Source organism: Noviluteimonas caseinilytica (genome assembly GCF_018406605.1).
Classification (GTDB): domain Bacteria; phylum Pseudomonadota; class Gammaproteobacteria; order Xanthomonadales; family Xanthomonadaceae; genus Noviluteimonas; species Noviluteimonas caseinilytica.
Window position 1 is genome coordinate 303,305 of the sequence record NZ_AP024545.1, and the last position, 26,125, is coordinate 329,429.

General features: G+C 69.1%; 31 protein-coding genes. 18 read left to right on the forward strand and 13 right to left on the reverse strand.

Annotated features, from left to right (window positions below; translation table 11 throughout):
- Nucleotides 1–33: 33 nt before the first annotated feature.
- From LYSCAS_RS01575 to LYSCAS_RS01590, 4 genes are read right to left on the reverse strand one after another with little or no spacing between them, the layout of a single operon-like run.
- Complete coding sequence (locus LYSCAS_RS01575) at nucleotides 34–627, reverse strand: class I SAM-dependent methyltransferase (protein WP_213435294.1); 594 nt, start codon at nucleotides 625–627, stop codon at nucleotides 34–36.
- Nucleotides 627–2,774 (reverse strand): bifunctional 23S rRNA (guanine(2069)-N(7))-methyltransferase RlmK/23S rRNA (guanine(2445)-N(2))-methyltransferase RlmL, encoded by a 2,148-nt coding sequence (gene rlmKL / locus LYSCAS_RS01580; RefSeq protein WP_213435295.1) that lies wholly within the window; start codon nucleotides 2,772–2,774, stop codon nucleotides 627–629. Before rlmKL ends, LYSCAS_RS01575 begins: the two co-directional genes overlap by 1 nt.
- 1 nt (nucleotide 2,775) lies before the next feature.
- Nucleotides 2,776–3,303, reverse strand: coding sequence for an alpha/beta fold hydrolase (locus tag LYSCAS_RS01585; RefSeq protein WP_213435296.1), 528 nt, complete (start codon nucleotides 3,301–3,303; stop codon nucleotides 2,776–2,778).
- On the reverse strand, nucleotides 3,300–3,818 hold the full coding sequence (locus LYSCAS_RS01590; RefSeq protein WP_213435297.1) for an MOSC domain-containing protein: 519 nt from the start codon (nucleotides 3,816–3,818) through the stop codon (nucleotides 3,300–3,302). Before LYSCAS_RS01590 ends, LYSCAS_RS01585 begins: the two co-directional genes overlap by 4 nt.
- An 89-nt stretch (nucleotides 3,819–3,907) precedes the next feature.
- Between LYSCAS_RS01590 and LYSCAS_RS01595 the strand changes: the two genes are divergently transcribed.
- The 5 genes from LYSCAS_RS01595 to LYSCAS_RS01615 all read left to right on the forward strand — a co-directional run bounded on the left by LYSCAS_RS01595 (nucleotide 3,908) and on the right by LYSCAS_RS01615 (nucleotide 8,236).
- On the forward strand, nucleotides 3,908–4,465 hold the full coding sequence (locus LYSCAS_RS01595; RefSeq protein WP_244858619.1) for an N-acetylmuramoyl-L-alanine amidase: 558 nt from the start codon (nucleotides 3,908–3,910) through the stop codon (nucleotides 4,463–4,465).
- 10 nt (nucleotides 4,466–4,475) lie between these two features.
- Nucleotides 4,476–5,354, forward strand: coding sequence for an acyl-CoA thioesterase II (gene tesB, locus LYSCAS_RS01600; RefSeq protein WP_213435299.1), 879 nt, complete (start codon nucleotides 4,476–4,478; stop codon nucleotides 5,352–5,354).
- A gap of 1 nt (nucleotide 5,355) precedes the next feature.
- Nucleotides 5,356–6,228 carry a hypothetical protein gene (locus tag LYSCAS_RS01605; protein ID WP_213435300.1) on the forward strand — a complete coding sequence of 291 codons (873 nt, stop codon included), beginning with the start codon at nucleotides 5,356–5,358 and terminating at the stop codon, nucleotides 6,226–6,228.
- Between the two features lie 35 nt (nucleotides 6,229–6,263).
- Complete coding sequence (locus tag LYSCAS_RS01610; RefSeq protein ID WP_213435301.1) at nucleotides 6,264–7,415, forward strand: RNA polymerase sigma factor; 1,152 nt, start codon at nucleotides 6,264–6,266, stop codon at nucleotides 7,413–7,415.
- Nucleotides 7,416–7,486: 71 nt separating this feature from the next.
- Nucleotides 7,487–8,236: an arginyltransferase gene (locus LYSCAS_RS01615; protein ID WP_213435302.1), complete on the forward strand. Its 750-nt coding sequence runs from the start codon at nucleotides 7,487–7,489 to the stop codon at nucleotides 8,234–8,236.
- On the opposite strand, the gene LYSCAS_RS01620 is transcribed toward LYSCAS_RS01615, so the two are convergent.
- Both LYSCAS_RS01620 and purT read right to left on the reverse strand, forming a co-directional pair.
- A complete protein-coding gene (locus LYSCAS_RS01620; RefSeq protein ID WP_213435303.1) occupies nucleotides 8,233–8,658 on the reverse strand; it encodes a hypothetical protein in 426 nt (141 codons plus the stop codon). The genes LYSCAS_RS01615 and LYSCAS_RS01620 overlap by 4 nt on opposite strands.
- A gap of 7 nt (nucleotides 8,659–8,665) precedes the next feature.
- A complete protein-coding gene (purT, locus tag LYSCAS_RS01625; protein ID WP_213435304.1) occupies nucleotides 8,666–9,865 on the reverse strand; it encodes a formate-dependent phosphoribosylglycinamide formyltransferase in 1,200 nt (399 codons plus the stop codon).
- A 65-nt stretch (nucleotides 9,866–9,930) separates the two neighbouring features.
- Here purT and LYSCAS_RS01630 point away from each other — a divergent pair, with 65 nt between their 5' ends.
- The 7 genes from LYSCAS_RS01630 (at nucleotide 9,931) to LYSCAS_RS01660 (ending at nucleotide 14,336) form a co-directional block, all read left to right on the forward strand.
- On the forward strand, nucleotides 9,931–10,836 hold the full coding sequence (locus LYSCAS_RS01630; RefSeq protein WP_213435305.1) for a hypothetical protein: 906 nt from the start codon (nucleotides 9,931–9,933) through the stop codon (nucleotides 10,834–10,836).
- A 92-nt stretch (nucleotides 10,837–10,928) separates the two neighbouring features.
- Complete coding sequence (locus tag LYSCAS_RS01635; RefSeq protein WP_213435306.1) at nucleotides 10,929–11,792, forward strand: SPFH domain-containing protein; 864 nt, start codon at nucleotides 10,929–10,931, stop codon at nucleotides 11,790–11,792.
- A gap of 91 nt (nucleotides 11,793–11,883) precedes the next feature.
- Entirely contained in the window at nucleotides 11,884–12,069 is a 186-nt protein-coding gene (locus LYSCAS_RS01640) for an Arc family DNA binding domain-containing protein (RefSeq protein WP_213435307.1), read from the forward strand.
- Nucleotides 12,059–12,235 (forward strand): DUF4177 domain-containing protein, encoded by a 177-nt coding sequence (locus LYSCAS_RS01645; RefSeq protein ID WP_213435308.1) that lies wholly within the window; start codon nucleotides 12,059–12,061, stop codon nucleotides 12,233–12,235. The genes LYSCAS_RS01640 and LYSCAS_RS01645 overlap by 11 nt, the downstream gene beginning before the upstream one ends.
- Nucleotides 12,236–12,265: 30 nt before the next feature.
- Complete coding sequence (locus LYSCAS_RS01650; protein WP_213435309.1) at nucleotides 12,266–12,460, forward strand: hypothetical protein; 195 nt, start codon at nucleotides 12,266–12,268, stop codon at nucleotides 12,458–12,460.
- Between the two features lie 21 nt (nucleotides 12,461–12,481).
- Nucleotides 12,482–13,285 (forward strand): M15 family metallopeptidase, encoded by an 804-nt coding sequence (locus tag LYSCAS_RS01655; protein WP_213435310.1) that lies wholly within the window; start codon nucleotides 12,482–12,484, stop codon nucleotides 13,283–13,285.
- A complete protein-coding gene (locus LYSCAS_RS01660) occupies nucleotides 13,275–14,336 on the forward strand; it encodes an acyltransferase family protein (RefSeq protein WP_213435311.1) in 1,062 nt (353 codons plus the stop codon). Before LYSCAS_RS01655 ends, LYSCAS_RS01660 begins: the two co-directional genes overlap by 11 nt.
- Before the next feature lie 3 nt (nucleotides 14,337–14,339).
- Here the strand turns inward: LYSCAS_RS01660 and LYSCAS_RS01665 are convergent, their stop codons facing one another.
- From LYSCAS_RS01665 to LYSCAS_RS01690, 6 genes are all read right to left on the reverse strand, one after another.
- A complete protein-coding gene (locus tag LYSCAS_RS01665) occupies nucleotides 14,340–15,200 on the reverse strand; it encodes a hypothetical protein (RefSeq protein ID WP_213435312.1) in 861 nt (286 codons plus the stop codon).
- Nucleotides 15,197–15,883, reverse strand: coding sequence for a DNA-3-methyladenine glycosylase family protein (locus LYSCAS_RS01670; RefSeq protein ID WP_213435313.1), 687 nt, complete (start codon nucleotides 15,881–15,883; stop codon nucleotides 15,197–15,199). Before LYSCAS_RS01670 ends, LYSCAS_RS01665 begins: the two co-directional genes overlap by 4 nt.
- 10 nt (nucleotides 15,884–15,893) lie before the next feature.
- Nucleotides 15,894–16,286, reverse strand: coding sequence for a DUF423 domain-containing protein (locus LYSCAS_RS01675; RefSeq protein WP_213435314.1), 393 nt, complete (start codon nucleotides 16,284–16,286; stop codon nucleotides 15,894–15,896).
- A 9-nt stretch (nucleotides 16,287–16,295) separates the two neighbouring features.
- A complete protein-coding gene (locus LYSCAS_RS01680) occupies nucleotides 16,296–17,369 on the reverse strand; it encodes an SRPBCC family protein (RefSeq protein ID WP_213435315.1) in 1,074 nt (357 codons plus the stop codon).
- A gap of 112 nt (nucleotides 17,370–17,481) precedes the next feature.
- Complete coding sequence (locus LYSCAS_RS01685) at nucleotides 17,482–18,135, reverse strand: response regulator (RefSeq protein ID WP_213435316.1); 654 nt, start codon at nucleotides 18,133–18,135, stop codon at nucleotides 17,482–17,484.
- Nucleotides 18,135–19,400: a sensor histidine kinase gene (locus tag LYSCAS_RS01690; RefSeq protein ID WP_213435317.1), complete on the reverse strand. Its 1,266-nt coding sequence runs from the start codon at nucleotides 19,398–19,400 to the stop codon at nucleotides 18,135–18,137. Before LYSCAS_RS01690 ends, LYSCAS_RS01685 begins: the two co-directional genes overlap by 1 nt.
- Before the next feature lie 153 nt (nucleotides 19,401–19,553).
- Between LYSCAS_RS01690 and LYSCAS_RS01695 the strand changes: the two genes are divergently transcribed.
- The 6 genes from LYSCAS_RS01695 to LYSCAS_RS01720 all read left to right on the forward strand — a co-directional run bounded on the left by LYSCAS_RS01695 (nucleotide 19,554) and on the right by LYSCAS_RS01720 (nucleotide 25,374).
- Nucleotides 19,554–20,153 carry a GNAT family N-acetyltransferase gene (locus tag LYSCAS_RS01695; RefSeq protein ID WP_213435318.1) on the forward strand — a complete coding sequence of 200 codons (600 nt, stop codon included), beginning with the start codon at nucleotides 19,554–19,556 and terminating at the stop codon, nucleotides 20,151–20,153.
- Nucleotides 20,150–20,926 (forward strand): septum site-determining protein MinC, encoded by a 777-nt coding sequence (minC, locus tag LYSCAS_RS01700; RefSeq protein WP_213435319.1) that lies wholly within the window; start codon nucleotides 20,150–20,152, stop codon nucleotides 20,924–20,926. Before LYSCAS_RS01695 ends, minC begins: the two co-directional genes overlap by 4 nt.
- A gap of 37 nt (nucleotides 20,927–20,963) precedes the next feature.
- Nucleotides 20,964–21,773 carry a septum site-determining protein MinD gene (gene minD, locus LYSCAS_RS01705; protein WP_213435320.1) on the forward strand — a complete coding sequence of 270 codons (810 nt, stop codon included), beginning with the start codon at nucleotides 20,964–20,966 and terminating at the stop codon, nucleotides 21,771–21,773.
- Between the two features lie 3 nt (nucleotides 21,774–21,776).
- The gene (gene minE, locus LYSCAS_RS01710) at nucleotides 21,777–22,040 is read left to right on the forward strand and encodes a cell division topological specificity factor MinE (protein ID WP_213435321.1); all 264 of its coding nucleotides are present in this window, start codon (nucleotides 21,777–21,779) and stop codon (nucleotides 22,038–22,040) included.
- A 1-nt stretch (nucleotide 22,041) separates the two neighbouring features.
- Nucleotides 22,042–22,530: a hypothetical protein gene (locus tag LYSCAS_RS01715; RefSeq protein ID WP_244858621.1), complete on the forward strand. Its 489-nt coding sequence runs from the start codon at nucleotides 22,042–22,044 to the stop codon at nucleotides 22,528–22,530.
- Between the two features lie 843 nt (nucleotides 22,531–23,373).
- A complete protein-coding gene (locus LYSCAS_RS01720) occupies nucleotides 23,374–25,374 on the forward strand; it encodes a M2 family metallopeptidase (protein ID WP_213435322.1) in 2,001 nt (666 codons plus the stop codon).
- Between the two features lie 66 nt (nucleotides 25,375–25,440).
- Here the strand turns inward: LYSCAS_RS01720 and LYSCAS_RS01725 are convergent, their stop codons facing one another.
- Nucleotides 25,441–26,103 (reverse strand): protein-L-isoaspartate(D-aspartate) O-methyltransferase, encoded by a 663-nt coding sequence (locus LYSCAS_RS01725; protein WP_213435323.1) that lies wholly within the window; start codon nucleotides 26,101–26,103, stop codon nucleotides 25,441–25,443.
- Between the last annotated feature and the right edge of the window lie 22 nt (nucleotides 26,104–26,125).

The following is a 26,125-nucleotide window of genomic DNA, read 5'->3' on the forward strand; positions in this document are numbered from 1 at the left end:
CCGGGACCAGCCGCACCGCTGGAACGCAGGGTGTCAGCCGCGACGCGCCTGCTCGTAGACGTACACGGTGGCGGGCGGCACGTTGCGCAGGATGAAGGTGCCGCGCCGCACCTGCAGGCCCAGTTCCGCGGCCACGGCATCGCCGATGGGCGCCTGCGGGCCGTAGGTGAACTGGATGAAGCGGCCGTCCGGGCGCAGGCACTGGAAGGCCGCGGCCACGATCGCGCGCTGCAGCTCGGCCGGCATCGTCAGCAGGCCCAGGCCGGAAATGATCGCGTCCGCCGGGCCCGCGGCCAGGTAACCGGTGCGCTCCGCGATGCCGGGCAGGTCGCGGGCATCGCCGAGTTCGACACGCACGGCCGGGAAGCGCGCGTGCAGGTGCGCGTGCAGTTCCTCGTTGAGTTCGAGCACCAGCAGCGCGTCGCCATGCACGCCGTGCGCGAGCAACGCGCGCGTCAACGCGCCCGTGCCGCCGCCCAGTTCGATCACGCGCGCGGTGCCCGGTGGGAGTTCGGCGACCATCGCCGCGGCGAGTTCGCGGCTGGAGGGCACCACGGCCGCGGTGCGCAACGGATTGCGCAGCCATTGCCGGAACAGCGCCCACCAGCTCGCGTGCGCGGCGTTCATCAGTACGCGCCCCAGCGGCGCAGGCGCCAGCAGCGATGGATGCGCGCGTCGCGCGCGAAGTCCGGTGGGATCGTGGCGGGCGAGATGTCTTCGATCTCCGCCACGTCGGCCAGCGCTTCGGTGTCGAGCTTGAAGCGGCGGTAGTTGTTCGAGAAGTACAACGCGCCGCCCGGCGCCAGCCGCGCGATCGCGGCGCGCAGCATGCGCACGTGTTCCTTCTGCACGTCGAAGTCGGCGGCGCGCGCGGAATTGGAGAACGTGGGCGGGTCGCAGAAGATCACGTCGTAGTGCCCGCGATCGGACAGCAGCCACTGCATCGCATCGGCCTGCACCAGGCGATGGCGACCGCCGCCGATGCCGTTTTCCTGCAGGTTGTCGGACAACCATTGCAGGTAGGTGCCGGACAGATCGACGCTGGTCGTGCTGTCGGCGCCGCCGCGCGCGGCCTGCACCGTGGCCACGCCCGTGTAGCAGAACAGATTGAGGAACCGCTTGCCCTGCGCGATGCGCGCGAACTCCAGGCGCAGCGGGCGGTGGTCGAGGAACATGCCCGTGTCGAGGTAATCGAACAGGTTCACGCGCAGGCGCGCGTCGCCTTCGCGCACGACGAGCACTTCGCCGCGACGATCGAACCGCCCGTACTTGCTGCCGCCCTTGCCGATGCTGCGCGTCTTCAGCGCGATGCGGTCCTTCGGGATCCCGAACACCTCGCGCGCCGCGGCCAGCAGGTCGTTGAGGCGCTTGCGCGTGGTGGCTTCCGGGATCTCGGCGGGCGCGGCGTATTCCTGCACGTGCAGCCACGCGTTGCGCGAATCGGCTTCGGTGTAGACGTCGATCGCGGCCGCGTACTCGGGCAGGTCGGCGTCGTAGGCGCGATAGCAATCGACGTTCTCGCGCTCGCGCCAGGCCTTCAGCTTCTTCAGGTTCTTGCGCAGGCGGTTGGCGACCATCTGCGCGCCTTCCGACAACACCGGCGCCGGTGCATCCGCCGCGCGCTGCGGCGGTGCGACCGGATCGCACACGATCAGCGTGCACTCGATGGCGCCGTTGAACAGCTGGTAGCGCTTCGCGGCGCGCAGGCCGGTGGCGCGCGCGAGTTCGTCGTCGCCGCACAACAACGCACCGCGCCATTGCGGGACGGTGCGGCGCAACGCATCGCCGAGCGCGCGGTACAGCGCGGGATCGGCGGCCAGGCGCGCGTCGTACGGCGGGTTGCAGACGACGACGCCGCGTTCGGGCGCGTCGCCGAGCGTCAAAGCTTCGATCGACGACACGGCCCAGTCGATCGCGTGCGCGACGCCTGCGGCCTCCGCGTTGTCTTCCGCGACACGCAGGATGCGCGGATCGATGTCGCGGCCGGAGATCGCGCGAGGCAAGCCCGACAGGCCTGCGTCGCGACGTGCGATCGCCTCGTCGCGCAAGCGCGCCCAGGCCTCGGGATCGAACCCGCGCCAGCGCGTCGGCAACGACCCGCCATGGCGCTGCAAGCCGGGCGCGACATCCGCCGCCATCAGCGCGCCTTCGATCAGCAGCGTGCCGCTGCCGCACATCGGGTCCAGCAACGCGCCGCCGTCGTGGTACGCCTGCGGCCAGCCGCCGCGCAGCAGCACGGCGGCCGCGAGGTTTTCCTTCAGCGGCGCTTCGCCCTGCGCGCGACGCCAACCGCGGCGATGCATCGGGCCGCCGCCGAGGTCGATCGACACGATCGCCCTGCCCTTGCGCACGACCAGGTTGACGCGCACGTCGGGCGATTCCACGTCCACGTCCGGCCGCGCGCCGGTGCGCTCGCGCAGCACGTCGACGATGCCGTCCTTCACGCGTTGCGCGGCATAGCGCGCATGCGTGAGCGCTTCGCCGGACACATGCGCATCCACCGCGATCGTGTGGCCGGGGCCGAGGTGCGTTTCCCAATCGATGGCGGCCACGCCCGCGTACAGCGCGTGTTCGTCGGCGCACGCGAATTCGGCGATCGGCCACGACACGCGGCTCGCCAGGCGCGACCACAGCACGGCGCGTTGCGCGTCTTCGAGCGTGCCTTCGACGTTGGCGCCGGCCATCGTCGCCGTGGCGCGCGTGGCGCCGAGGGCGACCAGTTCGTCGGCGAGCAGGTATTCCAGGCCCTTGCCGCAGCTTGCGAAGAATTTCATCTCAAAGTTTCGCCAGCAGGGCGCCGAACGCCTCGGCGCTGGCCGTGACGTGCGCGGACAACCGGTGCGTGTCGTCGACCAGTTGCAGCGTGGCGCGGCGTTCGCGCGCCCACGCGACGACTTCGGCGGCGGGGATGAGTTCGTCGTCCCAGCCGTGCAGGATCGAGGTGGGCACGTCGGCCGCATCGAAGGGATGCGCGGGATCGAGCAGGATCGGCGGCGCCATCAGGAACAGGCCCGCGACCGGCACCTGCAACGACACGCGCCCGGAAATCCACGCACCGAGGCTGGAGCCGGCGAGCACGACGCGCCCTTTCGACGCGGCACTGCGCGTGAGCGCGAGCAACCGCTGCACGCGCGCGGCCACGTCGCCGAGGTCGCTGACGTCGCGGCGCGCATCGAGGTCGGTGAAATCGGGGCGTTCGCAGGTCCAGCCGAAGCGTTCGGCGACGACGGCGAGCGCGGTGACCTTGGTGGCGTCCGGCCCGCTTTCGAACCCGTGCGACAGGATGCAGTGGCCCGGCATCACGCGTCCTCGCCGGGTTGCGGCAGCGCTTCCACCGCATCGCCGACGCGCAGCGTGCCGCCTTCGACGATGCGCGCGCACAAGCCGCCCATGCCGCGCATCGCGTTGTAACCGCCGGGGCCGAGCGCCTTTTCCATGTTCGAACACGGATCGCAGCTGTCGGTGCCTTCCAGCACCACGTCGCCGACGCGGAACCGGCGGCCCTTCAGCGCGACCAGCGGGATGCCGGAGACGACGAGGTTGCGGCGCAGCGTCGCGGGCGACACGGCGTCGTGGCCGGACAACGCCGCGATCACCGGCAAATGCTCGGCCTGGATCAGCGTGACGCCGCGCTTGCCGCTGCCGCTGGCGTAGCGGTCGCCGACCAGGCCCTGGCCGGTGTTGGCCTGCGCGTGGTCGGTCTCGTGCATCGGGACGGCGCGCTTCGGGCGCAGGCCGATCCATTCCACGCGACCGGCGCGCGGCAGGGTGGCCATCAGTTTTCCGAGTTCCGAACCCGGTGGGGGCAGCGTGGCCATTGCGTCAACTCCGGCGCCGTGGCGGGAAAGCGGCCGATGCTAGCATCGCGGGCATGTGGGCCATGCCTCCACCCGACCCGGACCAGACGATGCAGACCCGTCCCCTGCCCTACGAAGCACGCCTGGACGCGCGCAGCGATGCGCAACTGGACCTGGTGGTGGTGCATTGCACGGAACTGCCGGACCTGGCCACCGCGCGCGAATACGGCGAGCGCGTGCTGTACGCGGGCTCGGGCACCGGCAACAGCGGCCATTACTACATCGATCGCGATGGCACGGTGCAACGCTGGGTGGAACCGCTGCGCGTGGCCAACCACACGCGCGGATACAACCCGCGCTCGATCGGGATCGAACTGGTGAACACGGGGCGATATCCGCGCTGGCTGGATGCGGCGCACCAGGGGATGGACGAGCCATACACCGAAGCGCAGATCGCCGCGCTCGTGCGCCTGCTGCAGCAACTGCAGCGCGAGCACCCGTCGCTGAAGTTCATCGCCGGGCACGAAGACCTGGACACCACCGAGGTCGCTGCGGAAGACGACCCTTCACGGCAGGTGCGGCGCAAGCGCGATCCGGGCCCTTTGTTCCCGTGGGCGCGGGTGCTGCAGCAGGTCCCGCTGGAGCGGTTGCACGCCGAAAGTCCGTAGACTTCCCCGCATGACCGCCCCCGTTTCCGAACTCATCGAACTGCTGTCCCTCGAACGCCTCGAGGACAACCTCTTCCGCGGCCAGAGCCGCGACATCGGCACCAAGTACGTCTTCGGCGGGCAGGTGCTCGGCCAGGCGCTGTCGGCCGCGCAGGCCACGATGGCGTCGGCCGACGACCCGCGCAACGCGCATTCGCTGCACGCGTATTTCCTGCGCGCCGGCGACATCGACGCGCCGATCGTGTACCTGGTGGACCGCACGCGCGACGGCGGCAGCTTCTCCGTGCGGCGCGTCACCGCGGTCCAGCACGGGCAGCCGATCTTCTTCCTCGCCGCCTCGTTCCAGAAGGAAGAGCGCGGCGGCGAACACCAGTTGTCGATGCCCGAGGTCCCCAAGCCCGAAGACATCGTGCCCACGCCCGACCTGCCGCAGGACCAGCTCTCGAAGCTGCCTTCGAAGGTGCAGCGCTGGCTCTCGCGCCGCGGGCCGTTCGAATTCCGCCACGTGTATCCGCGCGATGAACTCAATCCGCCGAAGCGCCCGCCCTACCAGCACGTGTGGTTCCGCCTGTCCGAACGCGTGGGCGATGCGCCGGAACTGCATCGCGCGCTGCTTGCGTACGCGTCGGATTTCCACCTGCTCGGCACGGCCACGTTCCCGCACGGCATCAGCTACTACCAGCCGAACGTGCTGATGGCCTCACTCGACCATGCGTTGTGGTTCCACCGCCCGTTCCGCGCGGACGAATGGCTGCTGTATTCCATCGACAGCCCGAGTGCGCAGGACGGCCGCGGCCTGGCGCGCGGGCAGATCTTCGATCGCGACGGCAAGCTCGTGGCGAGCACCGCGCAGGAAGGCCTGATCCGCGTCGTCGAGGCGAAGGGCTGAGATGCGGCAGGTCTTCGCCAGCGCGCGCATGGAAAACGTCGAGGGCATCGCGCAGTTCCTCGAAGAACACGACATCGAAGTGCGCATCACGCACGGCCGTTCCTACAAGGGCGGCTGGGGCGGACGCCGCACGTACCGCGACGACGAGAGCGGCCCGATCCCCGCGGTGTGGGTGGTGAAGTCGGAAGACCAGCCGCGCGCGCGCCAGTTGCTGCGCGAAGCCGGATTGCTGGGCTCCACGCGCACGGGCACGGACAGTTTCCTCGCGCCGTCCGTGCATGGGGATTCCCTCGAATTCGCCGCCAAGGCCGCGCCGACGAAGCGCGCGTTCCGTTACAAGGTGGCGTTGCTGATCGCGATCGTGGCGGCGGTGGCGCTGGCGTGGACGGCGACTCGCAATGCAAAGGTTTCGACGGCGACGCCGCCGAAACTGGTCGACGGACACGGGTTGTTCCTGCCCGCGGAGCGCACAGCGCCGGCGACCACCGTCACGGCGAAACCCGCCGAGCCGGTCCCCGGCGCCTACCCCGTCGACACCCCGCCCGTCCTCGCCACCACGCTGGCCGCCACCGAACTCGCCATCCACGACACGCACGTCGCCTGCCTGCGCATCGATGGCGTGGCCGCGAGCGACGAGATGCTCGCACCGCTGAAGCGCACCGGCCTGGCGTTCGACTGCACGCGCACCGCCGACGCGGCGACGCTCACCCTCGACGTGCGCGGCTACCGCACCGACGGGTCGGGCACCGGCACGGTCGACCTCGCGGTCACCAGCGCCGACGGCCAGGGCCGCGCGAGCACGCAGGTCCGCAGCCTGCTGGTGCGCCGCCAGGAAGCGGACTGGCACGTGGTGCGGATCCTGTCGGTGCAGTGATGTCACATCCGGCGCCCGGCGACGTCCTTGTGGCCATGAACGCCACCACTGCCGATTTCGTCATCCGCCGCGACCTGCCCGCCGCCAGCCAGGGCGACCGTGATGCCTACGGCCGCATCGTCGCGGCCTGCCAGAACACCGTCACCGCGATCGCGCTGGCGATCGTGCGCGACGTGCAGGCGAGCGAGGACATCGCGCAGGACGCCTTCCTCAGCGGCTGGCAGCAACTGCGCCGCCTGCACAACCCCGACAGCTTCCTGCCGTGGCTGCGCCAGATCACGCGCAACCTCGCGCGCGACCACCTGCGTGCGAACGGCCGCGGCCCGCGCCCGGTGGACGATGCCGACGCCGCGATCGCCGCGGCCGCCGATCCCGGCCCGTCGCCGATGCATGCGCTCATCGATGCCGAACGCGCGGCCGCCGCGGCGGACCTGATCTCCGCGTTGCCGGCCGAGAGTCGTGAAACCTTGCTGCTCTATTACCGCGAAGGCCAGCGATCGCAGCAGGTCGCCGCGCTGCTGGGCTTGTCGGATGCGGCGGTGCGCAAGCGCCTGTCGCGCGCGCGGGAAGCGCTGCGCACCGACCTGCTCGCGCGCTTCGGCGAATTCGCGCAGGGCTCGGCGCCGGCGGCGGCGTTCGCGACGATCGTGACCGGCGCATTGATGACCGCCAGCCCGCCGGCCGCGGCGGCGGGCATGCTGGGCGCGGGCGCGACGGCCGTGGGTGCGAAGACGCTCGGCCAGGTGTTGCTGGGCGCCGCGGGGTCGATCGGCATCGCCGCGTTCGCCGCGCTCGCCTCGATCGCCTGGGGCCTGCGCCGCCAGTTGCGCGAAGCGATCGACGACGAAGAACGCACGGCGCTGGTGCGCTCGGCGATGGTCAACGTCGGCGCGTCCATCGGTTACGTGCTGGCGCTGCTGGCCCTGGCCGCGGGGACGCGCGGCTGGGTGCTGCCGGTGCTGGTCACCGCCGTGTTCATGGCGATCATCTTCTGGCAGACCGCCGTGGTGCAGCGCCGCGCGATGGCGCGCCGGCATGCGCTGGAAGCACAGCGCGATCCGGTCCTCGCGGCGAAGCGCCGGCGCCGCGAACGGTGGCAGTGCCACCTCGGGATGGTGGTCGGTGCGCTGGGCGGTTTCGGCGGGCTGATCGGCGGTCTGATGGCGTCGGGCCGGATTGCCTTCTAGACGCCGTTTTGGCACTCGCGCGTGACGAACGCGCGACAAAAACGCACGCGCGCAGGCGCTATGCTCGCCCCATGGGTGCCAACACTTCCCCGGAACAGGACGAGCTCCGCGTCTTCCATACCGGCGACCACGCGTGCGGGTACTGGCCCACGCGCATCGCGCGCGACCTCGTGCTCGATCCGCGCGACCCGCGCATGCCCCAGCTGTATCCGATGGCGCTGGGCTGGGGCTTCCGCCGTTCCGGCGACATCGTGTATCGCCCGCATTGCCAGGGCTGCCGCGCGTGCGTCGCGGTGCGCATCCCCATCGCCGAATTCCATCCAAACCGCACGCAGCGCAAATGCCTGGCGCGCAACGCGCACGTGCAGGCGCGCATCGTCGCGGCCGAGCGCACCGACGAACAACTCGCGCTCTACCAGCGCTACCTGCGCGCCCGCCATCGCGGCGGCGGCATGGACGAACACGGCGGCATCGAGTTCGACCAGTTCCTGATCGGCAGCTGGTCGCACGGGCGCTTCATGGAATTGCGCGAATACGACGGGCCCGGCCCCGGTCGGCTGTTGTCGGTGGCGATCACCGATGTGGTCGACCATGCGTTGTCGGCCGTGTACACCTTCTTCGACCCGGACCTGCCGGAACGCAGCCTCGGCACGCTGTCGTTGCTGCGCCAGATCGAATGGGCGAAGCGCGATGGCCGCGACCATCTGTATCTCGGCTACTGGATCGATGGCCACGACAAGATGGATTACAAGCGGCGCTTCCGTCCGCTCGAGGCTTTCGACGGGCGCACCTGGCAACCGATGCGCGAGGACGCGGCCTAGCCTTCGGGCGGCAGGTTGGCTTGCGACGTGGCGGCCGGCGCTTCGGTCTTCGCCGCGGGCGCTTCCGCCGGAGGCGGCGCCGCTTGCGCAGGCGCGTCGGTCTTCGGCGCCGAACGCGGCATCGGCGGCAACGTCATCAACGCCGGCGCGACGCGCGGACTGAACCCGAATGCGGCGTCGCTGCGCGCGGACACGATCATCCGCACCATCTGCTGCGGCACCATCAGTTCCAGCGCGACCGAATTCCCTTCGTTGGTCGCGGCCTGGATCGTCATCTCGATCAGGGAACCGGCGGTGTCGATCTCGTGGCACAGGATGTGTTCGCCGCCCGGGCCTTCGCGCAGGTAGGGCTTGATCGCCTCGCCCAGCGCTTCGAGCGCGGCGGGGAACAGGTACACGACGTAGCCTTCGGATTCGTTCATGGGCCGATTATTCCAGTGAGATCGTGATCGCGGCGGCAGCGTCGCGCGCGCGGCTGCGGGCATCCTCGATGTCGGTGCCGCGCGCGAGGGTGACGCCCACGCGGCGGTGGCCTTCGACCCGCGGCTTGCCGAACAGGCGCAGCGCGGTATCGGCTTGTTTCAACGCGTTCTCCACGCCATCGAACACGGGCACGCCATGCCCGACGGCCAGCATCGCGCACGACGCGGTGGGGCCAAGCTGGCGGATGGCGGGGATCGGCAGGCCGAGGATGGCGCGCGCATGCAGGGCGAACTGGCTGAGATCCTGCGAGGCGAGCGTGACCAGGCCGGTGTCGTGCGGACGCGGCGAGACTTCGGAGAACCACACCTCGTCGCCGCGCACGAACAGCTCGACGCCGAACACGCCCCAGCCGCCGAGGTCGTCGGTGACCGCGCGTGCGATGTCCTGCGCGCGCTCGAGTGCACGCTGCGACATCGCCTGCGGCTGCCAGCTTTCGCGATAGTCGCCATCGCGCTGCAGGTGCCCGATGGGTTCGCAGAACGCGGTGCCCGCGGCGTGGCGCACGGTGAGCAGCGTGATCTCGTATTCGAAATCGATGAAGCCTTCGACGATCACGCGGCCGGCGCCTGCACGGCCGCCCGTCTGCGCGTAGTCCCACGCCGGCCGGATGTCGGCGTCGCTGCGCAACGTGCTCTGCCCCTTGCCGGACGACGACATCACCGGCTTCACCACGCACGGCAAACCGACGGCGCGCACGGCGTCGGCGTAATCCTCGAACGTATCGACGAAGCGATACGGCGACGTCGGCAATCCGAGCGTTTCCGCGGCTAGGCGGCGGATGCCTTCGCGATCCATCGTCAATCGCGCGGCGCGTGCGGTGGGAATGACCCGCAGCCCACCACGCGCACCGTTCGCGGCTTCGCGTTCGATCTCCACCAGCGTGGCGGTGTGGATCGCTTCGATCTCGGGCACCACGATGTGCGGTTGCTCTTTTTCGATCAGCGCGCGGATCGCGGCGCCGTCGAGCATGTCGAGCACGTGGGCGCGATGCGAGACCTGCATCGCCGGGGCGTTGGCGTAGCGATCGGCGGCGATCACTTCCACGCCGAAGCGTTGCAGTTCCAGCGCGACTTCCTTGCCCAGCTCGCCCGAGCCCAGGAGCAACACGCGCGTGGCGGATGGCGACAACGGCGTTCCCAGGCGCATGCACAACTCTCGGCGATCGGCAGGGCGCGTAGTGTACCCGCGCGGCCCGTGCGATCCTGTGGCGCATGCGCCTGCTGCCTGCCCTGTCCGCCTTCGCATTGACGTGCATGCTCGCCGCCTGCGGGGGCGACGCGAAGCAACCGCGGCTGTCCGGCGTGCTGCTCGACGGCACGCTGGATGAAACCAGCGGTCTTGCCGCATCGGGGCGGTTCAAGGACACGTTCTGGCTGTTGCAGGACGGCGGCAATCCGGCGCAACTGCACGCGGTGTCGCGGCGCGGCACGCGCAAGGCCACCGTCACGATCAGCGGCGTGCACAACACCGATTGGGAAGACCTCGCCGCGTTCGCCTGGGAAGGCAAGCGCTACCTGCTGATCGCCGACACCGGCGACAACGGCGGCCTGCGCCGCTCACTGCAGTTGCACGTGGTGCCCGAGCCCGATCGCCTCGTCGACGGCGCGACGCTCAAGCCCGCGTGGTCCATCGCGTTCAAGTGGCCCGACGGCCCGCGCGATTGCGAAGCGGTGACCGTCGACGCGGCGACCGGCACGGTGTTGCTGGTGTCGAAGAAGCGCAATCCGCCCGAACTGTTCGCGTTGCCACTGCGCCCCGGCCGCGGCCTCGTCGTGGCGCGTCGCATCGCATTGCTCACGCCGCCGCCCGCCGCGCCGGACGGCCCCAAAGCCACCGACGCCGACAAACGTCGCACGGCCCTCGGCCGCCAGGTCACCGCGGCGGATCTCTCGCCCGACGACCGCACGCTCGCGATCCTCACCTACGACCGCCTCTGGCTCTATCCCCGCGCCGCCCATCAATCGTGGGCGCAGGCCGTGGGGCATGCGCCGCGCACCGAGCCGCTGCCGTGGCTGCACCAGGCCGAAGCGCTGGCGTGGATGCCCGACGGCAAGGGCCTGCTGGCGACCGGCGAGTTCAGCCCGGCGCCCCTGGTCTACCTGCCCGCGGATCCCTGATCCCGCTGCCGCTCGTCGGCCTCCGCTTGCGAGGTTGATATCAGAGTGATATCACATCGCTCGCGCCCCATCCCGGGGCGGAGAGACCTTCGATGAAAGAGAACCCCATCCGTTCGGCCCCCGGCATCCCGATGCTCCTCGGCTTGTTCCTGGTCCTGCTGTTCGGCGCTTACCTGATCCTCAACGGCATCCGCATGGGCGCCCCGACCTTCATCGTCGGCGGGCTGCTGATCAACGTGGTCGCGTTCGTGTCGCTGTTCGGCCTGTACATGGTCGAGCCCAACCAGACCGCGGTGCTGAGCCTGTTCGGCAAGTACGTGGGCACGGTGCGCGACAACGGCCTGCGCTGGAACAACCCCTTCTTCGCCAAGAAGAAAGTCAGCGGGCGCGTGCGCAACTTCGAGAGCGGCAAGCTCAAGGTCAACGAACTGGACGGCAGCCCGATCGAGATCGCCGCCGTCATCGTGTGGCAGGTCGTCGATTCGGCCGAAGCCGTGTACAACGTCGACGACTACGAAACCTTCGTGCACATCCAGACCGAATCGGCCCTGCGCGCGATGGCCACCAGCTATCCCTACGACCAGCACGAAGAAGGCCAGCTCGCGCTGCGCAGCCACGCCGCGGAAATCAGCAAGCACCTGGCGCAGGAACTCACCGAACGCCTCGCCGACGCCGGCGTCGCCGTGCTCGACGCACGCATCAGCCACCTGGCCTACGCGCCGGAAATCGCACAGGCGATGCTGCAGCGCCAGCAGGCCAACGCGATCATCGCCGCGCGCACGCGCATCGTCGCCGGCGCCGTGGGCATGGTCGAAATGGCGCTCGCCGAGCTGCAGAAGAACGGCGTGGTGCACCTGGACGAAGAGCGCAAGGCGCAGATGGTCAGCAACCTGCTGGTCGTGCTGTGCGGCGAGCGCTCGACGCAGCCGATCGTCAATGCCGGCACGTTGTACTAATCGAAGGACACTGAAATGACTGCAATCCTGATCATCGTGGTCGTCGCCGCCGCCGGCACGTACTACCTGCGCCGCAAGCGTCGCGGCTGAGATGGCGGAGAAGAAAGCCTATCCGCTGCGCATCAACGCCGACGTGCTCGGCGCCGCGCAGCGGTGGGCGGACGATGAGTTGCGATCGTTGAACGCGCAGATCGAATACGTGCTGCGCGATGCCTTGCGCAAGGCGGGGCGCCTCCCGGCGCCGCCGCCGGAACCGGAGAACGAAGATGGCGAGTGATCGCTGGAGTTACCAGGTGGTGGAGGTGAAGGCCTTCTTCGGCACGAAGCCGGAGATGGTGCAGGAACGCCTCACCCAACTGGGCCTGCAGGGCTGGGAACTGGTGGCGGTGTTGCAGACGCACCCGTTCAAGCCCGTGCAGCTGTATCTCAAGAAACCGCTGTAACGCGCCCATTACAAGCCGGAGCCCATCGCCATGATGAACGCCTCGCATCGCACCTACGCCACCGCTTCGGCCACCATCTTCGCGCTGGTGGCGCTGTTCCAGGCCTTTCGCGCCGTCGCCGCCCTGCCCGTCTCGATCGATGGCCGTGCCGTCCCGGTCGTCGCATCGTGGGTCGTTGCCGTGCTTGCGGCTGCATTGGCCGTCTGGGGCTGGCGCTCACGCTGAGCGCATCGGTACCCTTGGCGCATGCGCAGCGTCGCCAGGGTCCTGATCAACACGCCCGACATCGAGCTCTGGCCCGGCGGGTTGCTGCGTGCGCGCAGCAACCACGACCAGCGGATCCTGTCGCGCGCCACGCGCGTGTTGCGCCGCAAGTCCGACGGCCGCTATCTCGCCGCCGAGGTGCCCGAAGGCCTGATGCCGCTGGTGCACGCGCTGCATCGCGAACCGGGCCTGGACGACGCGCTCGACGCACTCGACACCCACGCCGCCTCGCACGCGCATCCCGGCGTGGATCGCGTGCACACGTTGCCGCTGTCCCGCTTGCGCGAGCACCTCGATGCGCTCGGCCTGGATGATGCGTACGGCGAACGCACCGGCCTGCCCCTCGTCGCCGAACCGGAATTGCTCGGCTTCGCCGGCTTCGATCGGTATCGCCGCCCGTTGTGGCTGCTGCCCGGCGCCGCGCGCGCGTGGCAGCACATGCAGGCCGACGCGATGCGCAACGACATCGTGCTCGAGGCGATCAGCGGGTATCGCAGCCACGATTACCAGCTCGGCATCTTCGAACGGAAACGCGCGCGCGGGCAGACGGTGGACGAGATCCTCACCGTCAACGCCGCGCCCGGCTACAGCGAACACCACGGCGGCCGCGCGCTCGACATCGGCACGCCCGGCGAGCCTCCGGCGGAGGAATCGTTCGAAACCACGCGCGCGTTCGCGTGGTTGCAGGACAACGCCGGCGGACACGGGTTCACGATGAGCTATCCGCGCGACAACCCGCACGGCATCGTCTACGAGCCCTGGCATTGGTGCTGGCGTGGGGCTTGAGTCGACGCGCACGCTCGGGCAGGCGTGGGAGGGCGGGAAAAACCATTTCAACCTGATCCGCCTCGTCGCGGCGTGGCTGGTCATCTACGGCCATGCGTGGGCGATCACCGGTGCGCCCGGCGGCGATGTCGTCGCGCAACTGACGCAGGTCAAGTTCGCCGGCGCGCTGGCCGTGGACATGTTCTTCGTGATCAGCGGCTTCCTGATCGCCGCCAGCCTGCAGCGCAACACCGTGCGCGGTTACCTCGGCTCGCGCGCGTTGCGCATCCTGCCGGCGCTGGTGGTGTGCGTGGCGGTGACGGTGTTCGTGCTCGGGCCGCTGCTGACGACCTCGCACGAGTACTGGTCCGCACAGACGTGGCGTTACGCGTGGTCGAACGCGAGCCTGTGGCGCGCGGAATACCAGTTGCCCGGCGTGTTCGCGGGCCAGCCTTCGGACGTGGTGAACGGCTCGCTGTGGACGTTGCCGATCGAAGCGCGCCTGTACCTGGCGCTGCTGGGCGCGTCGTTGTGCGGAATGCTCGTGGTGCGGCGCTACGTCGTTGCCTGGGTGGCGTTGCTCGCGGCGATCGTGGCCTTCGCGCTCTGGCGCGCGCCGCTGCCGGAATGGCTCGCGAACGACCTGTGGTGCTTGGCGTGCTTCACCACCGGCACCGTGTTGTGGTTGTTGCGCGATCGCGTGCGCGTGTCGTGGATCCCGGTCGTCGTGTTGCTGGTGCTCGCGGCGGTGCTGCGCGGGACGCCGTGGTTCGTCGCGCCCTACTTCGGGCTCGTGACGTACGGGACGTTGTGGCTGGCGTTCGTGCCGCGCGGGCCGCGCATCGCGCACCACGATCTGTCGTACGGCTTGTATCTCTACGGATGGCCCGCGGCGCAGGTGGTGCAGCATGTATCGCCGGGCGGACCGTTGCACAACGTCGTGTTCGGCAGCCTGCTGGCGTTCGCGTGCGCGGCGGCGTCGTGGTTCCTGGTCGAACGGCCGGCGTTGCACCTGAAGCGACGCTTCGGGACACGGACGCCGGTGGCGTCGCCGGTGGGGGCGAACGCCTGATCCTCAGCGCGGCGCGCTGCGAAAGCGCACGAGGCCGCGTCGCATTTCCATGGCAGCGGCAATCGCGGCGGGGGACATGCGGCTTCGCATCGCCTGCTCCAGGGTCACGCCGCGTGCGCAGCCTTGCATGCAAAGCATCGCGGTCAACAACGATTGGTTTCCGCAGGCGTTGAGCGCGCGGCAACGGATCGGCACAACGGCGAGCTCGAACGCCTCCATGCGCTCGCCGTCGCTCAGGTGTTGCGGGATCGCGACGGGGAACTTGCCGCTCCGGAACAGTTGGTTGCTGGCCGGCGTCAACTGGGCCGACGTGACCGCAGTGCGCAGGTCATCCAATGCGAGCGCATCCGCGATCGGCTCGCCCATCTCGCGCGCGAACATCACGTCGGGCGCCATCCCGCGGAGGAATGGCGTGTACTTCTTTTCGTCGTATCCCGTGCACGCGCGGAGGACGTAATCGATCGCCCAGGCACGATTGTGATCGAGTCGTTCCGGCTGGTCGGCGAGTCGCTTGGCAATGCCGCACGCCATGAATGCGTATGCCTCCATGTCGTACACGAGCCAGGCGTCGGCGCCGTGTGCGGCGATCGCCGCGTCGAGGCTCTCGGTAAGGCGCAAGTCGCGGCCACCCAACCCGCCGCCATCCACGACGGCCACGGGCAGCGCGTCCATCGATGAAAACGCGTCGGGCAACGTGCTGCCGATCATCGCGGCGCGGCGAGGCAGGGGCGCGTCAGATGCCACGGCCGCATCCACCCGCGACGGCAGGACCTGCGGTGCGGGGCGCTGCCACCAGGCCACCACGCACGACAAGCCGAGCGCCGCTGCAATCAACAACCACGTCCTTGCGTGCCGCATGGTCATCCCTGCGAGCGCTTCACCGGTTTTGCATCCTTCGCCTTCGGCGCATTCGCCGCATCCGCGATGCGCCACAGATACAAGCTGGCGTAGGTTCGATACGGCCCCCACTTCTCTCCGCGTTCCAGCAACCCCTTCGGCGCGGGCATCGCGTCGAGCTTGTCCACGGCCTGCGCGCCCTTGCGGATGCCGAGGTCATCCACCGGCAACACGTCGGGGCGGCCGAGGCGGAACATCAGCATCATCTCCACCGTCCAGCGGCCGATGCCGCGGATCGGGACGAGCGCATCGATGATCGCGCCTTCATCCATCATCGCCATCTGCTTGAGCGTCGGGATTTCGCCGCGTTCTTCGCGCAGGGCGAGGTCGCGAAGCGCGAGCGTCTTGTTGCCCGACACGCCGCACACGCGCAGCGCGGCGTCGTCGATGCGCGCGAGCGTGTCGCAATGGAAGCGGTCGCTGGCGATCGCGGTTTCCACGCGGCCGACGATCGTCGCGGCGGCCTTGCCGCTCAGTTGCTGGTAGAGGATCGCCCGCGCGAGCGCGTCGACGGGATCGAAGGGTTTGCGCCACCGCGGGTCGGCGTCGATCGGGCCGATGCGGTCCATCCACTTCGCCAATTTGCGATCGCGCCTGGCGAGATGCGCGTGCGCGGCGTCGACATCGAATCCCCTGGCACGGCGTGGCATGCGGTCCCCTTCAGCGGCGCGCGAGGTCGATGGCCATGGCGCACCACCCCGCGATGAGCAGCGTACCGCCGAATGGCGCGAACGTCGTGGGCCATTGCCACAGCGCCGCGCCCGCCAGGCTGCCGGAGAACAGCAGCATGCCCGCGAACAGGGCGCACGCCGCGACGAGGCCGAGCCTGCGTTCGCAGCGCGGCGCGAGCGTCGCCAGCGCCAGGCCATGCGCGAACGCGAAGGCCGCGGCGAGCGAAAGGCGCGCACGTGCATCGCCTTCCACGCCGTGCGAGGCGTAGGCCGCAAGGCCCACCGCCAGCGCGCACGCGAACGCACCGCACGCCGCCAACCCCCGCCGCAAACGAAAAACGCCGCGAGCGCGGCGTTCTTCGTGCAGTGCGCGATCGCGCATGTGCGTGTCTTACTTGAGCTTCCAGAACAGCGTGAACTGGCCTTCGTCGGTGAAGCCCGCATCCACGCCCGCGTTCCAGACCTCGAACGGACGGTCGGTGGTTTCGAGGCCGCGCGTCATCGTCCAGGCGCGCAGCGAGTCGCGCATCTTCGGCAGGCTGAGCATGTGGCCCTGGAACCCGGCCGACACGTAGCGGCCCGGTTCGGTGCGCACGTACTGCACGTTCTGCTCCAGCTTCGGCGCGGACAGCGGCATCGACGGGCCGGTTTCGCCCTTCTTGCGCACGGGCAGCACGGTGTCGAAGGAGTAGCTGTCGGCCGCGAACTCGGTGGTGATCACGCGCACCGGGCCGGTGGCTTCCAGGCCGTTGGCGTCCATCACCTTGCGGATCCACTGCAGGTTGTTGCTCATCGCGGTCTGGATCTTCTCCGGATCGCGTTCGACCGAGGCCGGCGCCGTCAGCAGGTTCTCGCCCTGCAGCTCGACGACCTTCGGCAGGTTGGCCGGGTCCTTGCGGCCGAAGTCGGCGGCGTAGTCGTAGTTGGGCACGCCGGCCAGCATGTTGGTCAGCTTGCCCAGGCCCAGCTTGATGTCGTCGCCGACGCTGCGGATGTACATGCCCGAGTAGCGGCCGAGCAGGTCGAAGCCGTAGTCGACGTCGTACGTCTGCACGATTTCGACGTTGCGGTTGTTGCGGCCGGTCGGCTTGAGGTTGAACACCGTGTGCTTGCCGGCGCCGCGCGCGGGGTCGACGATTTCGTACTCGATGCGCGTGGGCTCGCTCTTGACGATCTTCCAGCTGCCCTTGCCGATCTGTGCATTGGTGGAGCTGTAGCTCGCGGTGGCGCCGACGCCGGTCTCGGGACCGCTGAAGGTCCACTGCATGCGCGGGTCGCGCAGCGCCAGGACGTTCCAGTCCTTCAACCGCTTCGGGCTGTTGAGCGTGTCGCGCACGATCGTCATCTTGCGGTTCGTCTCGATGCTCTCGGTGACATGCCGCGAAGACGGCAACACCAGGCCCACCACGAGGAACAGCACGGCGACGATCGCCAGGGAAATCAGGATCTCGATCAAACGGGTCATTCGGTAAGTCTCCAGACCGGGCCGCCGCCGGGCGGGCCGCACAGACCGGGCATGCTAACAAACGGCGGTGGCCGGAGGGAGCCTTGTTTACGGCGGAGATTGGCCCCCGCCGTCACACAAGCTGGAGTTCGAAGGCCTTGAGCACCGCCCGGGTGCGGTCGCGAACGCCGAGCTTGGAAAGGATGTTGGACACGTGGTTCTTGATCGTGCCCTCGGCCACGCCCAGCGAATTGGCGATTTCCTTGTTCGAAAAGCCGCTCGCCATCAGGCGCAGGATTTCGGTTTCGCGGTCGGTCAGCGGATCGGGCCGGTCCAGGCTGACGAAATCGTTGCGCATGTGCTCCAGGCCCGACAGCAGCCGCTGCGTGACGGCCGGCTGGACCAGCGAGCCGCCCGCGGCCACGGTCTTGATCGCGCCGACCAGTTGTTCGAGCGTCACGTCCTTCAGCAGGTAGCCCTTCGCCCCCGCCTTCAGCCCCGCCAGCACCAGCTGGTCGTCGTCGAAGGTCGTGAGGATGATCGTGGGGGGCAGCGCATTCATGCGGGCCAGCGCCTGCAGGGCTTCCAGGCCCGACATCACCGGCATGCGCATGTCCATCAGGACCACGTCGGGCTTGGCCTGCGGGATCAGGTCCACCGCCTGGCGCCCGTCCGCCGCTTCGGCGATGACTTCCATCCCCTCGGCGAGCGCCAGCAGGGATCGGATGCCCTGGCGCACCAGGGTCTGGTCGTCGACCAGCAATATGCGGATCGTGCCGTTGTTCATCAGGCCACTGCTCCTCGCGGGGTGGTGCCATCGGTGGTGGGGGAAGGTTCGATCGGGGCCGCGCCCGCCGACACGGTGGCCACGGGCACGCAGAGGGGGCCGGTGGCCAGCGGCAGGACCAGGCGCAGGTGGAAGCCTTCGCCCGGCCGGCAATCGACCTCGAGCGCGCCGCCGTGCTGGGCCAGGCGCTCGCGCATGCCGCGCAGGCCGTGGCCGGGCACGACCGCGTCGGCGCCGGTGCCGTCGTCGCGCGCATCGATGCCGATGCCGCCGTCGACGCGGCGGGCATGGATCCAGAGGTTGCGCGCGCCGGCGTGGCGCACCGCGTTGGTGATGATTTCCTGCGTGCAGCGCAGCAGCACGTGCGCGCGCTCGGGATCGTCGATCGCGAGCGGCTCTTCGATGTCCATGTGGATCGCCAGCGACGGGACGTTCTCGGCGAGCGGGCGCAGCGCGGCGGCAAGGTCGATCGCCCCGCCTTCGCGCAACTGGCTCACCGCTTCGCGCACGTCGGTCAGCAGCAGGCGCGCGAGCGTGTGGGCCTGCTGCACGTGTTCCTTGACGCGGCCTTCCGACAGGTGCCCCGCCACTTCGAGGTTGAGGCTCAGCGCGGTGAGGTGGTGGCCCAGCAGGTCGTGCAGTTCGCGCGAGATGCGCGTGCGTTCGTTGACGCGCGCGCTTTCGGCGAGCAGCGCGCGGGTGGCGCGCAATTCGGAGTTCAACCGCCGTTGTTCGTCGCGCGCCTGGGCCTGTTGCCGCGCGACCAGGCTGGTGACGAACACGAACCCGGAGAAGCCCGCGTAAAGCACCGACTGCATCAGCGCTTCGAGCAGCGGGAAGTTCAGGCCGTGCACGAACACCGGCACCACCGCCAGCTGGCTCAGGACCAGCCACGCCACGCCCAGCGGCAGGGGCAGCAGCCACGGCAGCACGCAGGCGGCGACCATCAGCAGCACGCTGCCGAGGCCGCTTTCGTTGTAGTAGCTCACGCCCACCGCGGCCAGGGTGAGCACCACCAGCAGGGCGAAGTCCCCCAGCGTGCGGCGGCGCACGCCGAGCCCGCGGGTCAGCCACGCGTAGCTCAGGCCGAAGGCGAAATACGAGACCCAGCCCGGCCAGGGCATCGGCCGCAGCGCCAGCTGGTCGTCCGCGCCGTCGCCGAACAGGGGCACCAGCCACGAATACAGCAGGGGCACGCTGACGACCGCCCAGGTGAACAGGCCGGCGTAGCGCAACAGGCGATCGTGGCCGAAGCGGGTGAACATGCCGGCATCCTAGCCCCATCGCCCACGATCGGCGCCGAGCCGAAAGTCATGCCCCCGGCCGGGGCGCGCGTGCGATAATCCGCGCCGCGCCGGGGATGCCGGGCGCGCACCACACGCAATGGTCCCAGGCCGCACGCAAGCACGGAGTCTTCAATGTCGATCGTCGTCCGCGACGTGCGCGAGCACGAGCTGGATTCCGTCCTAGCCCTCAACAACGCCGCCGGCCCCGCGATCCTGCCGCTCGACGCGGCCAAGCTCCGCAGCTTCTTCGATACCGCCGAATATTTCCGCGTCGCCGAGCGCGACGGCACGCTGGCTGGCTTCCTCGTCGGTTTCGGGTCCACGGCCGCGCACGACAGCGACAACTTCGCCTGGTTCCGTGCGCGCCACGAGCATTTCTTCTACATCGACCGCATCGTGGTGGCGAGCCGCCGCCGCGGCGGTGGCGTCGGCCGCGCGTTGTACGCCGACGTGCAGAGCTACGCGGAACTGCGCTACCCGCAGCTGTTCTGCGAAGTGCTGCTGGAAGGTGGCGCCGACCACGCCCTGCTCTTCCACGGCAGCTTCGGCTTCCGCGAAGTGGGCCAGAACGTCATGCACGGCGGCCATCGCGCCGCGATGCTGATGAAGGACCTCTGCAGCTACGCCTGGGTGCGCGACACCTACGGCGACGCCCTGCCCGACGCCCCGTGGCTGCTGCAGCCGCGCCTGCACGCGCCCCCCGCCCACCGCCCCACCGGGACGTGCGCGTGAGCACGGCCGTCGATTACGAACAGGCAGGCGAACTCAAGATCGGCCAGGTCGGCATCGCCAACCTGCGCGTGCGTACGCTCGACGTCGCGCAGCTGGCCGCCGAAATGCGCGACCGCGTGCAGCGCGCGCCCAAGCTGTTCGAACGCGCCGCCGTGGTCCTGGACTTCGGCGGCCTGACGCGCACGCCGGACGTCGCCACCGCCCGCGCGCTGGTCGACGGCCTGCGCGAAGCCGGCGTGCTGCCGGTCGCGCTGGCCTACGGCACGCGCGAGATCGAAGAACTCTCGGTCGCCCTCGGCCTGCCGCTGCTCGCCAAGTTCCGCGCGCAGTACGAACGCGCCGACGCCGCACCCGAACCCCCACCGCCGCCGCGCGCCAGCGCGAAGCCCGCCGCCGCACCGGAACCGAAACCCGCACCGGCCGCGAACGCGCCGGGCGGCTCCGCGCCGGGCATGATGCAGGCCTCGCCCGTGCGGTCCGGCCAGCAGGTGTATGCCGAAAACAGCGACCTCACCGTGCTGACCACCGTGGGCGCCGGCGCCGAGGCGATCGCCGACGGCTCCATCCACATCTACGGCGCCTTGCGCGGCCGTGCGCTCGCAGGTGCGCAGGGCAACGAGAAGGCGCGCATCTTCTGCCGCGAGTTCCACGCGGAGCTCGTCGCGGTGGCGGGGCACTACAAGGTGCTGGAAGACATTCCGAAGGAACTGCGCGGCAAGGCCGTGCAGGTCTGGCTCGAACAGGGGCAGCTCCGCATCGCGGCGCTGGACTGATACAACAACAGCAAGCATTCGAGAGGGAGGACAACACTTGGCCGAAATCATCGTAGTCACGTCCGGCAAGGGCGGCGTCGGCAAGACCACCACCAGTGCCAGCATCGCGTGCGGCCTGGCCCGCCAGGGCAAGAAGGTCGCCGTCATCGACTTCGACGTCGGCCTGCGCAACCTCGACCTGATCATGGGCTGCGAGCGTCGCGTGGTGTACGACTTCGTCAACGTGATCCACGGCGAGGCGACGCTCAAGCAGTCGCTGATCAAGGACAAGCGTTTCGACAACCTGCACGTGCTGGCCGCTTCGCAGACGCGCGACAAGGACGCGCTGGCGAAGGAAGGCGTGGAGAAGGTGCTCAACGACCTGGCCGAGGACGGCTTCGACTACATCGTGTGCGACTCGCCCGCCGGCATCGAGAAGGGCGCGTTCCTCGCGATGTACTTCGCCGACCAGGCGATCGTCGTGGTCAACCCGGAAGTCTCCTCGGTGCGCGACTCCGACCGCATCCTCGGCCTGCTCGCGTCCAAGACGCGCAAGGCCGAGAACGGCGAGCGCGTGAAGGAACACCTGCTGCTCACCCGCTACAGCCCCTCGCGCGTGGAGACCGGCGAAATGCTGTCGATCACCGACGTGGAAGAAGTGCTGGGCCTGAAGACCATCGGCGTGATCCCCGAATCGGGCGACGTGCTCAACGCGTCCAACAAGGGCGAGCCGGTGATCCTCGACATGGAATCCAACGCAGGCCAGGCCTACGACGATGCCGTCGCGCGCCTGATGGGCCAGGAGCGGCCCATGCGCTTCACGCAACCCGAGAAGAAGGGATTCTTCACCAAGTTGTTCGGGGGCTGAGCCATGTCGATCTTCGATTTCCTCAAGCCCAAGAAGAACACCGCCGCGGTCGCGAAGGATCGCCTGCGCATCATCATCGCGCAGGAACGCTCGGCGCACGGCGGCCCGGATTACCTGCCGCTGCTGCGTCGCGAGCTGCTGGAAGTGATCCGCAAGTACGTCAACGTCGACGTCGATGCGGTGAAGGTCGACGTGGTGAAGGACGGCGAGCACGACGTGCTCGACATCTCGGTCGCGCTTCCCGAGGAGCGCGCGGCGGCGGTGTGACGTGACCTGCGCCGTGCTCACGCTGGCGGACATCGACCGCACCCACGTGGCGGCCCTGCTGGGCCGCTACGGGCTGCAACTGGTGCACGTCGACGATGGCGCGGCGATCCCCGGCAGCTACTGGGGCGAGCCGGAAGCGGGACTGGTCGGCGCCACGGTCTTCGCGCGCGCCGACACGCCGGTGCATTCGTTGTTGCACGAGGCGGCGCACCTGATCGTGCTGCCGCCGGAGAAGCGTGCGACGGTGCACACGGACGCGACGGATTCGGTCGCGGAAGAAGACGCGGTGTGCGTGCTGCAATCGCTGCTCGGCGATGCGATCCCGGGCGTGGGCGCGGCCCGCGTGTTCGCCGACATGGATGCGTGGGGTTACACGTTCCGGCTCGGCTCGGCCCGCGAATACGTGGAGCAGGACGCCAGCGACGCATGGCGATGGCTGCACGATCGCGGATTGGCGGATGCAGAGACCCGCGAACTCGTTGTTCCCTGATCTTTGCTCGTGATCCCCGCTCAGCCGGCGATCCAAACGCAAAATCGCATCAACCTCCTCCGGCACGGCGCTCCGCCGCGATGAGGGCTCATAGGTCCTCCCCCGTCGTTTTGCGATGCGTCCAGCCGCAAGACGCCGGCCGTGCGCCATCCATGGCGCACTGTACGGACCTATAAGCCCTCATCACGTCGAAGCGCTTCGCAACCGGAGCGTTGCGACGCTGCGTAGGAGTAGTGCCTCGCACCGGATCGGTGAGTCGCTGGCGAACACATCCGCTTCGGACGGACGGCGCACTGCACGCCCAGCCAATCCCGCTCCGCTGCCTCGCCATCCCTGGCTGCGAGCATCGGCGCCGTCCATCCATGGACGGCTGCGCGGGATTGGCTCGGCGTGCGGTGCGCCTCACCGCAACGTTGCGGCCTGCAGCTTCGGTTTGCGAAAGCAGCGCGCTGCTTCTGAAACTTGTTTGGCTGGCGCTTTGCTTGCGCAACAGAATTTGCGAAAAAAACGTTTCGGCGCTTCCCATCGATGAAGAGCCCCCTTTGAGTCAAAGGGGGCGGCGCGACAGCGCGGGGGAATGTGGGTGCATTGGGCCGGGGCCCAAAGTTTTGCGCAGCAAAATTTTGGGAGCGCTTTGGCGCGCACGCGACAAAGTGCTGCCGGATGGGGCGTGGCGGAGCGCCCTGATGGGTGTCCCCGCCTTCGCGGGGACGACGCCAGGAACCGAATCCTGCTTTTGGAGCCTTCGCGGGCCCGGCGGGTACGGACGGAACTTGCGCGCCATCGCCCCCACCCCATAGCCTGCGGGTCCTCGCGCCGCCCGGCGCCTCCAGGGACCGACCCGTGACCGCACGTCCTTTCCTGCTCGCGCTCGCCATCTCCGCCGGCCTGCTCACGATCGCCGGCTGCAAGAAGACCCCCGAAGCGCCCGTCGCACCTGGCGGCATCGCCACCACGCCGCCGCCGGAAGGCGAGACGGCCGACCAGTTCATCGCGCGCGTCAACGACGAACTGCGCAAGGGCTATCCCGACCTCACCGCCGCGCAGTGGGTCTCGTCCACCTACATCAACGACGACAGCGAACGCCTCTCGTCGAAGGCCAACGAACGCTTCTCCATCCAGCTCAAGGGCTGGATCGAACAGTCGCGCAAGTTCGAAGGCCAGCCGATGTCGCCGGCCACCGCGCGCGCCATCACGCTGCTGAAGCTGCAGACCCCGATGCCGCCGCCGAACGATCCCAAGCAGCTCGAAGAGCTCACCCAGATCGCCTCGAAGATGGAAGGCATGTACGGCAAGGGCACGTACTGCAAGGGCGAGGGCTCGGCGAAGGTGTGCCGCCAGCTCGGCGACCTGGAAGCCGTGCTGGCCAGCAAGGACCACGACTACGACGCGCAGCTGGACGCCTGGCAAGGCTGGCACGCCACCGCGATCCCGATGCGCAAGGACTACACGCGCTTCGTCGAACTGGTGAACACCGGTGCACGCGACATGGGCTACGCCGACACGGGCGAGCTGTGGCGCGCCGGCTACGACATGACGCCCGCGCAGATCGCCGCGGAAACCGATCGCCTGTGGACGCAGGTCAAGCCGCTGTACGAACAGCTGCACTGCTACGCGCGCACGCAACTGAAGGCGAAATACGGCGAGCGCGGCGAAGTGGCCGGCGGCCTGCTGCCCGCGCACCTGATGGGCAACATGTGGCAGCAGGACTGGAGCAACCTTTGGGACATGCTGCAGCCGTACAAGGACGCCGGCGACCTCGACATCAACCAGAAGCTGGACCAGCTCGCCAAGGCCGACGAAGCCGAAGAGATGTCCAAGCTCTCGGGCCCGGATCTCCCGAACCCCGAACAGCTCGCCGACCTGCACCAGGTCGCCGCGCTGTCCACCGCCAAGCGCATGACCGAACGCGCGCAGGATTTCTACACCTCGCTCGGCATGCCCAAGCTGCCCGCGAGCTACTGGGAGAAGACGCAGTTCATCAAGCCGCGCGACCGCGACGTGGTCTGCCACGCCAGCGCGTGGGACATGAACATGGCCGGCGACGTGCGCACGAAGATGTGCATCAAGCCGACCGAGGAAGACTTCACCACGATCTACCACGAGCTCGGCCACGTCTATTACTACCTGTCGTACAACAACCTGCCGCCGCTGTTCCAGACCGGCGCGCACGATGGCTTCCACGAAGCGATCGGCGACACGATCGTGCTGGCGATGACGCCGAAGTACCTGCAGTCGATCGGCCTGGTCGGCGAACAGCAGCAGGGCGACCAGGCGCTGATCAACGCGCAGATGCGCATGGCGCTGGCGAAGGTGTCGTTCCTGCCGTTCGGGTTGATGATCGATCGCTGGCGCTGGGGCGTGTTCGACGGTTCGATCAAGCCCGACCAGTACAACAAGGCGTGGTGGGACCTGAAGGCGAAGTACCAGGGCGTGGCCCCGGTGACGCCGCGCGGCGAGGAGTTCTTCGATCCGGGCGCGAAGTACCACGTACCGGGCAACACGCCGTACACGCGCTATTTCCTCTCGCACATCCTGCAGTTCCAGTTCTACAAGGCGCTGTGCGACACGGCCGGCTACAAGGGCCCGCTGTACGAATGCAGCTTCTACGGCAACAAGGACGCCGGGAAGAAACTGCAGACGATGCTGTCGCGCGGCGCGAGCCAGCCGTGGCAGGCGACGCTCAAGGAAATGACGGGCAGCGACAAGATGGACGCGAGCGCGGTGCTCGAATACTTCGCCCCGCTGCAGGAATGGCTGAAGAAGCAGAACGAAGGCCAGACCTGCGGCTGGAGTTCGGGCCCGGTGGCCACCGCACCCGCGACGACGACGAAGCGCAACTGACGCGCACCCCTCCCTTCCCGCTCCGCGGGGAGGGCCGGGGAAGGAACGCCCCGATCGCCGCGCAATTCAGTACGCCGCCTCGTCGCCCCACCCGAACACCCCGATCAACGGCACGAACGCCACGTGATCCTTCGCTTCGGTCTCGAAGCGCGCCGCCTCCACGCGCGTCACCCGCACCAGCTGCTGGGCATGCAGCGAAGCGCCCACCGGCATCACCAGCCGCCCGCCGATCGCCAGCTGTCCCTTCAACACGTCCGGCACGCCCGGCCCGCCGGCGGACGCCACGATCGCATCGAACGGCGCCGCCTCCGGCCATCCCTGCGTGCCATCGCCCGTGCGCACGTCGATGTTGTCGTAGCCCAGCGATTCGAAGCGCCCGCGCGCCAGCGCCGCCAGCCGTTCGATGCGGTCGATCGTGAACACGCGCGCCGCGATCGCCGCCATCACCGCCGCGGCGTAGCCCGACCCCGCGCCGATCTCCAGCACCCGGTCGCCCGGCGCGATGCGGGCAAGCTCGACCATGCGCGCGACGATGTAGGGCTGCGAGATCGTCTGCCCGGCATCGATCGGCAACGGCCCGTCGTCGTAGGCGAACGCCTGCATCGACGCGCCGACGAAGGGCTCGCGCGGCACCCGGCCCATCGCGTCGAGCACGCGCGGATCGTGCAGCCCGCGCGCGGCGAGCTGGTGCCGGACCATCGCATCGCGTTGCTGGCTGAAATCCGCCACGGGCGCCCTCCTGCCGGCGACC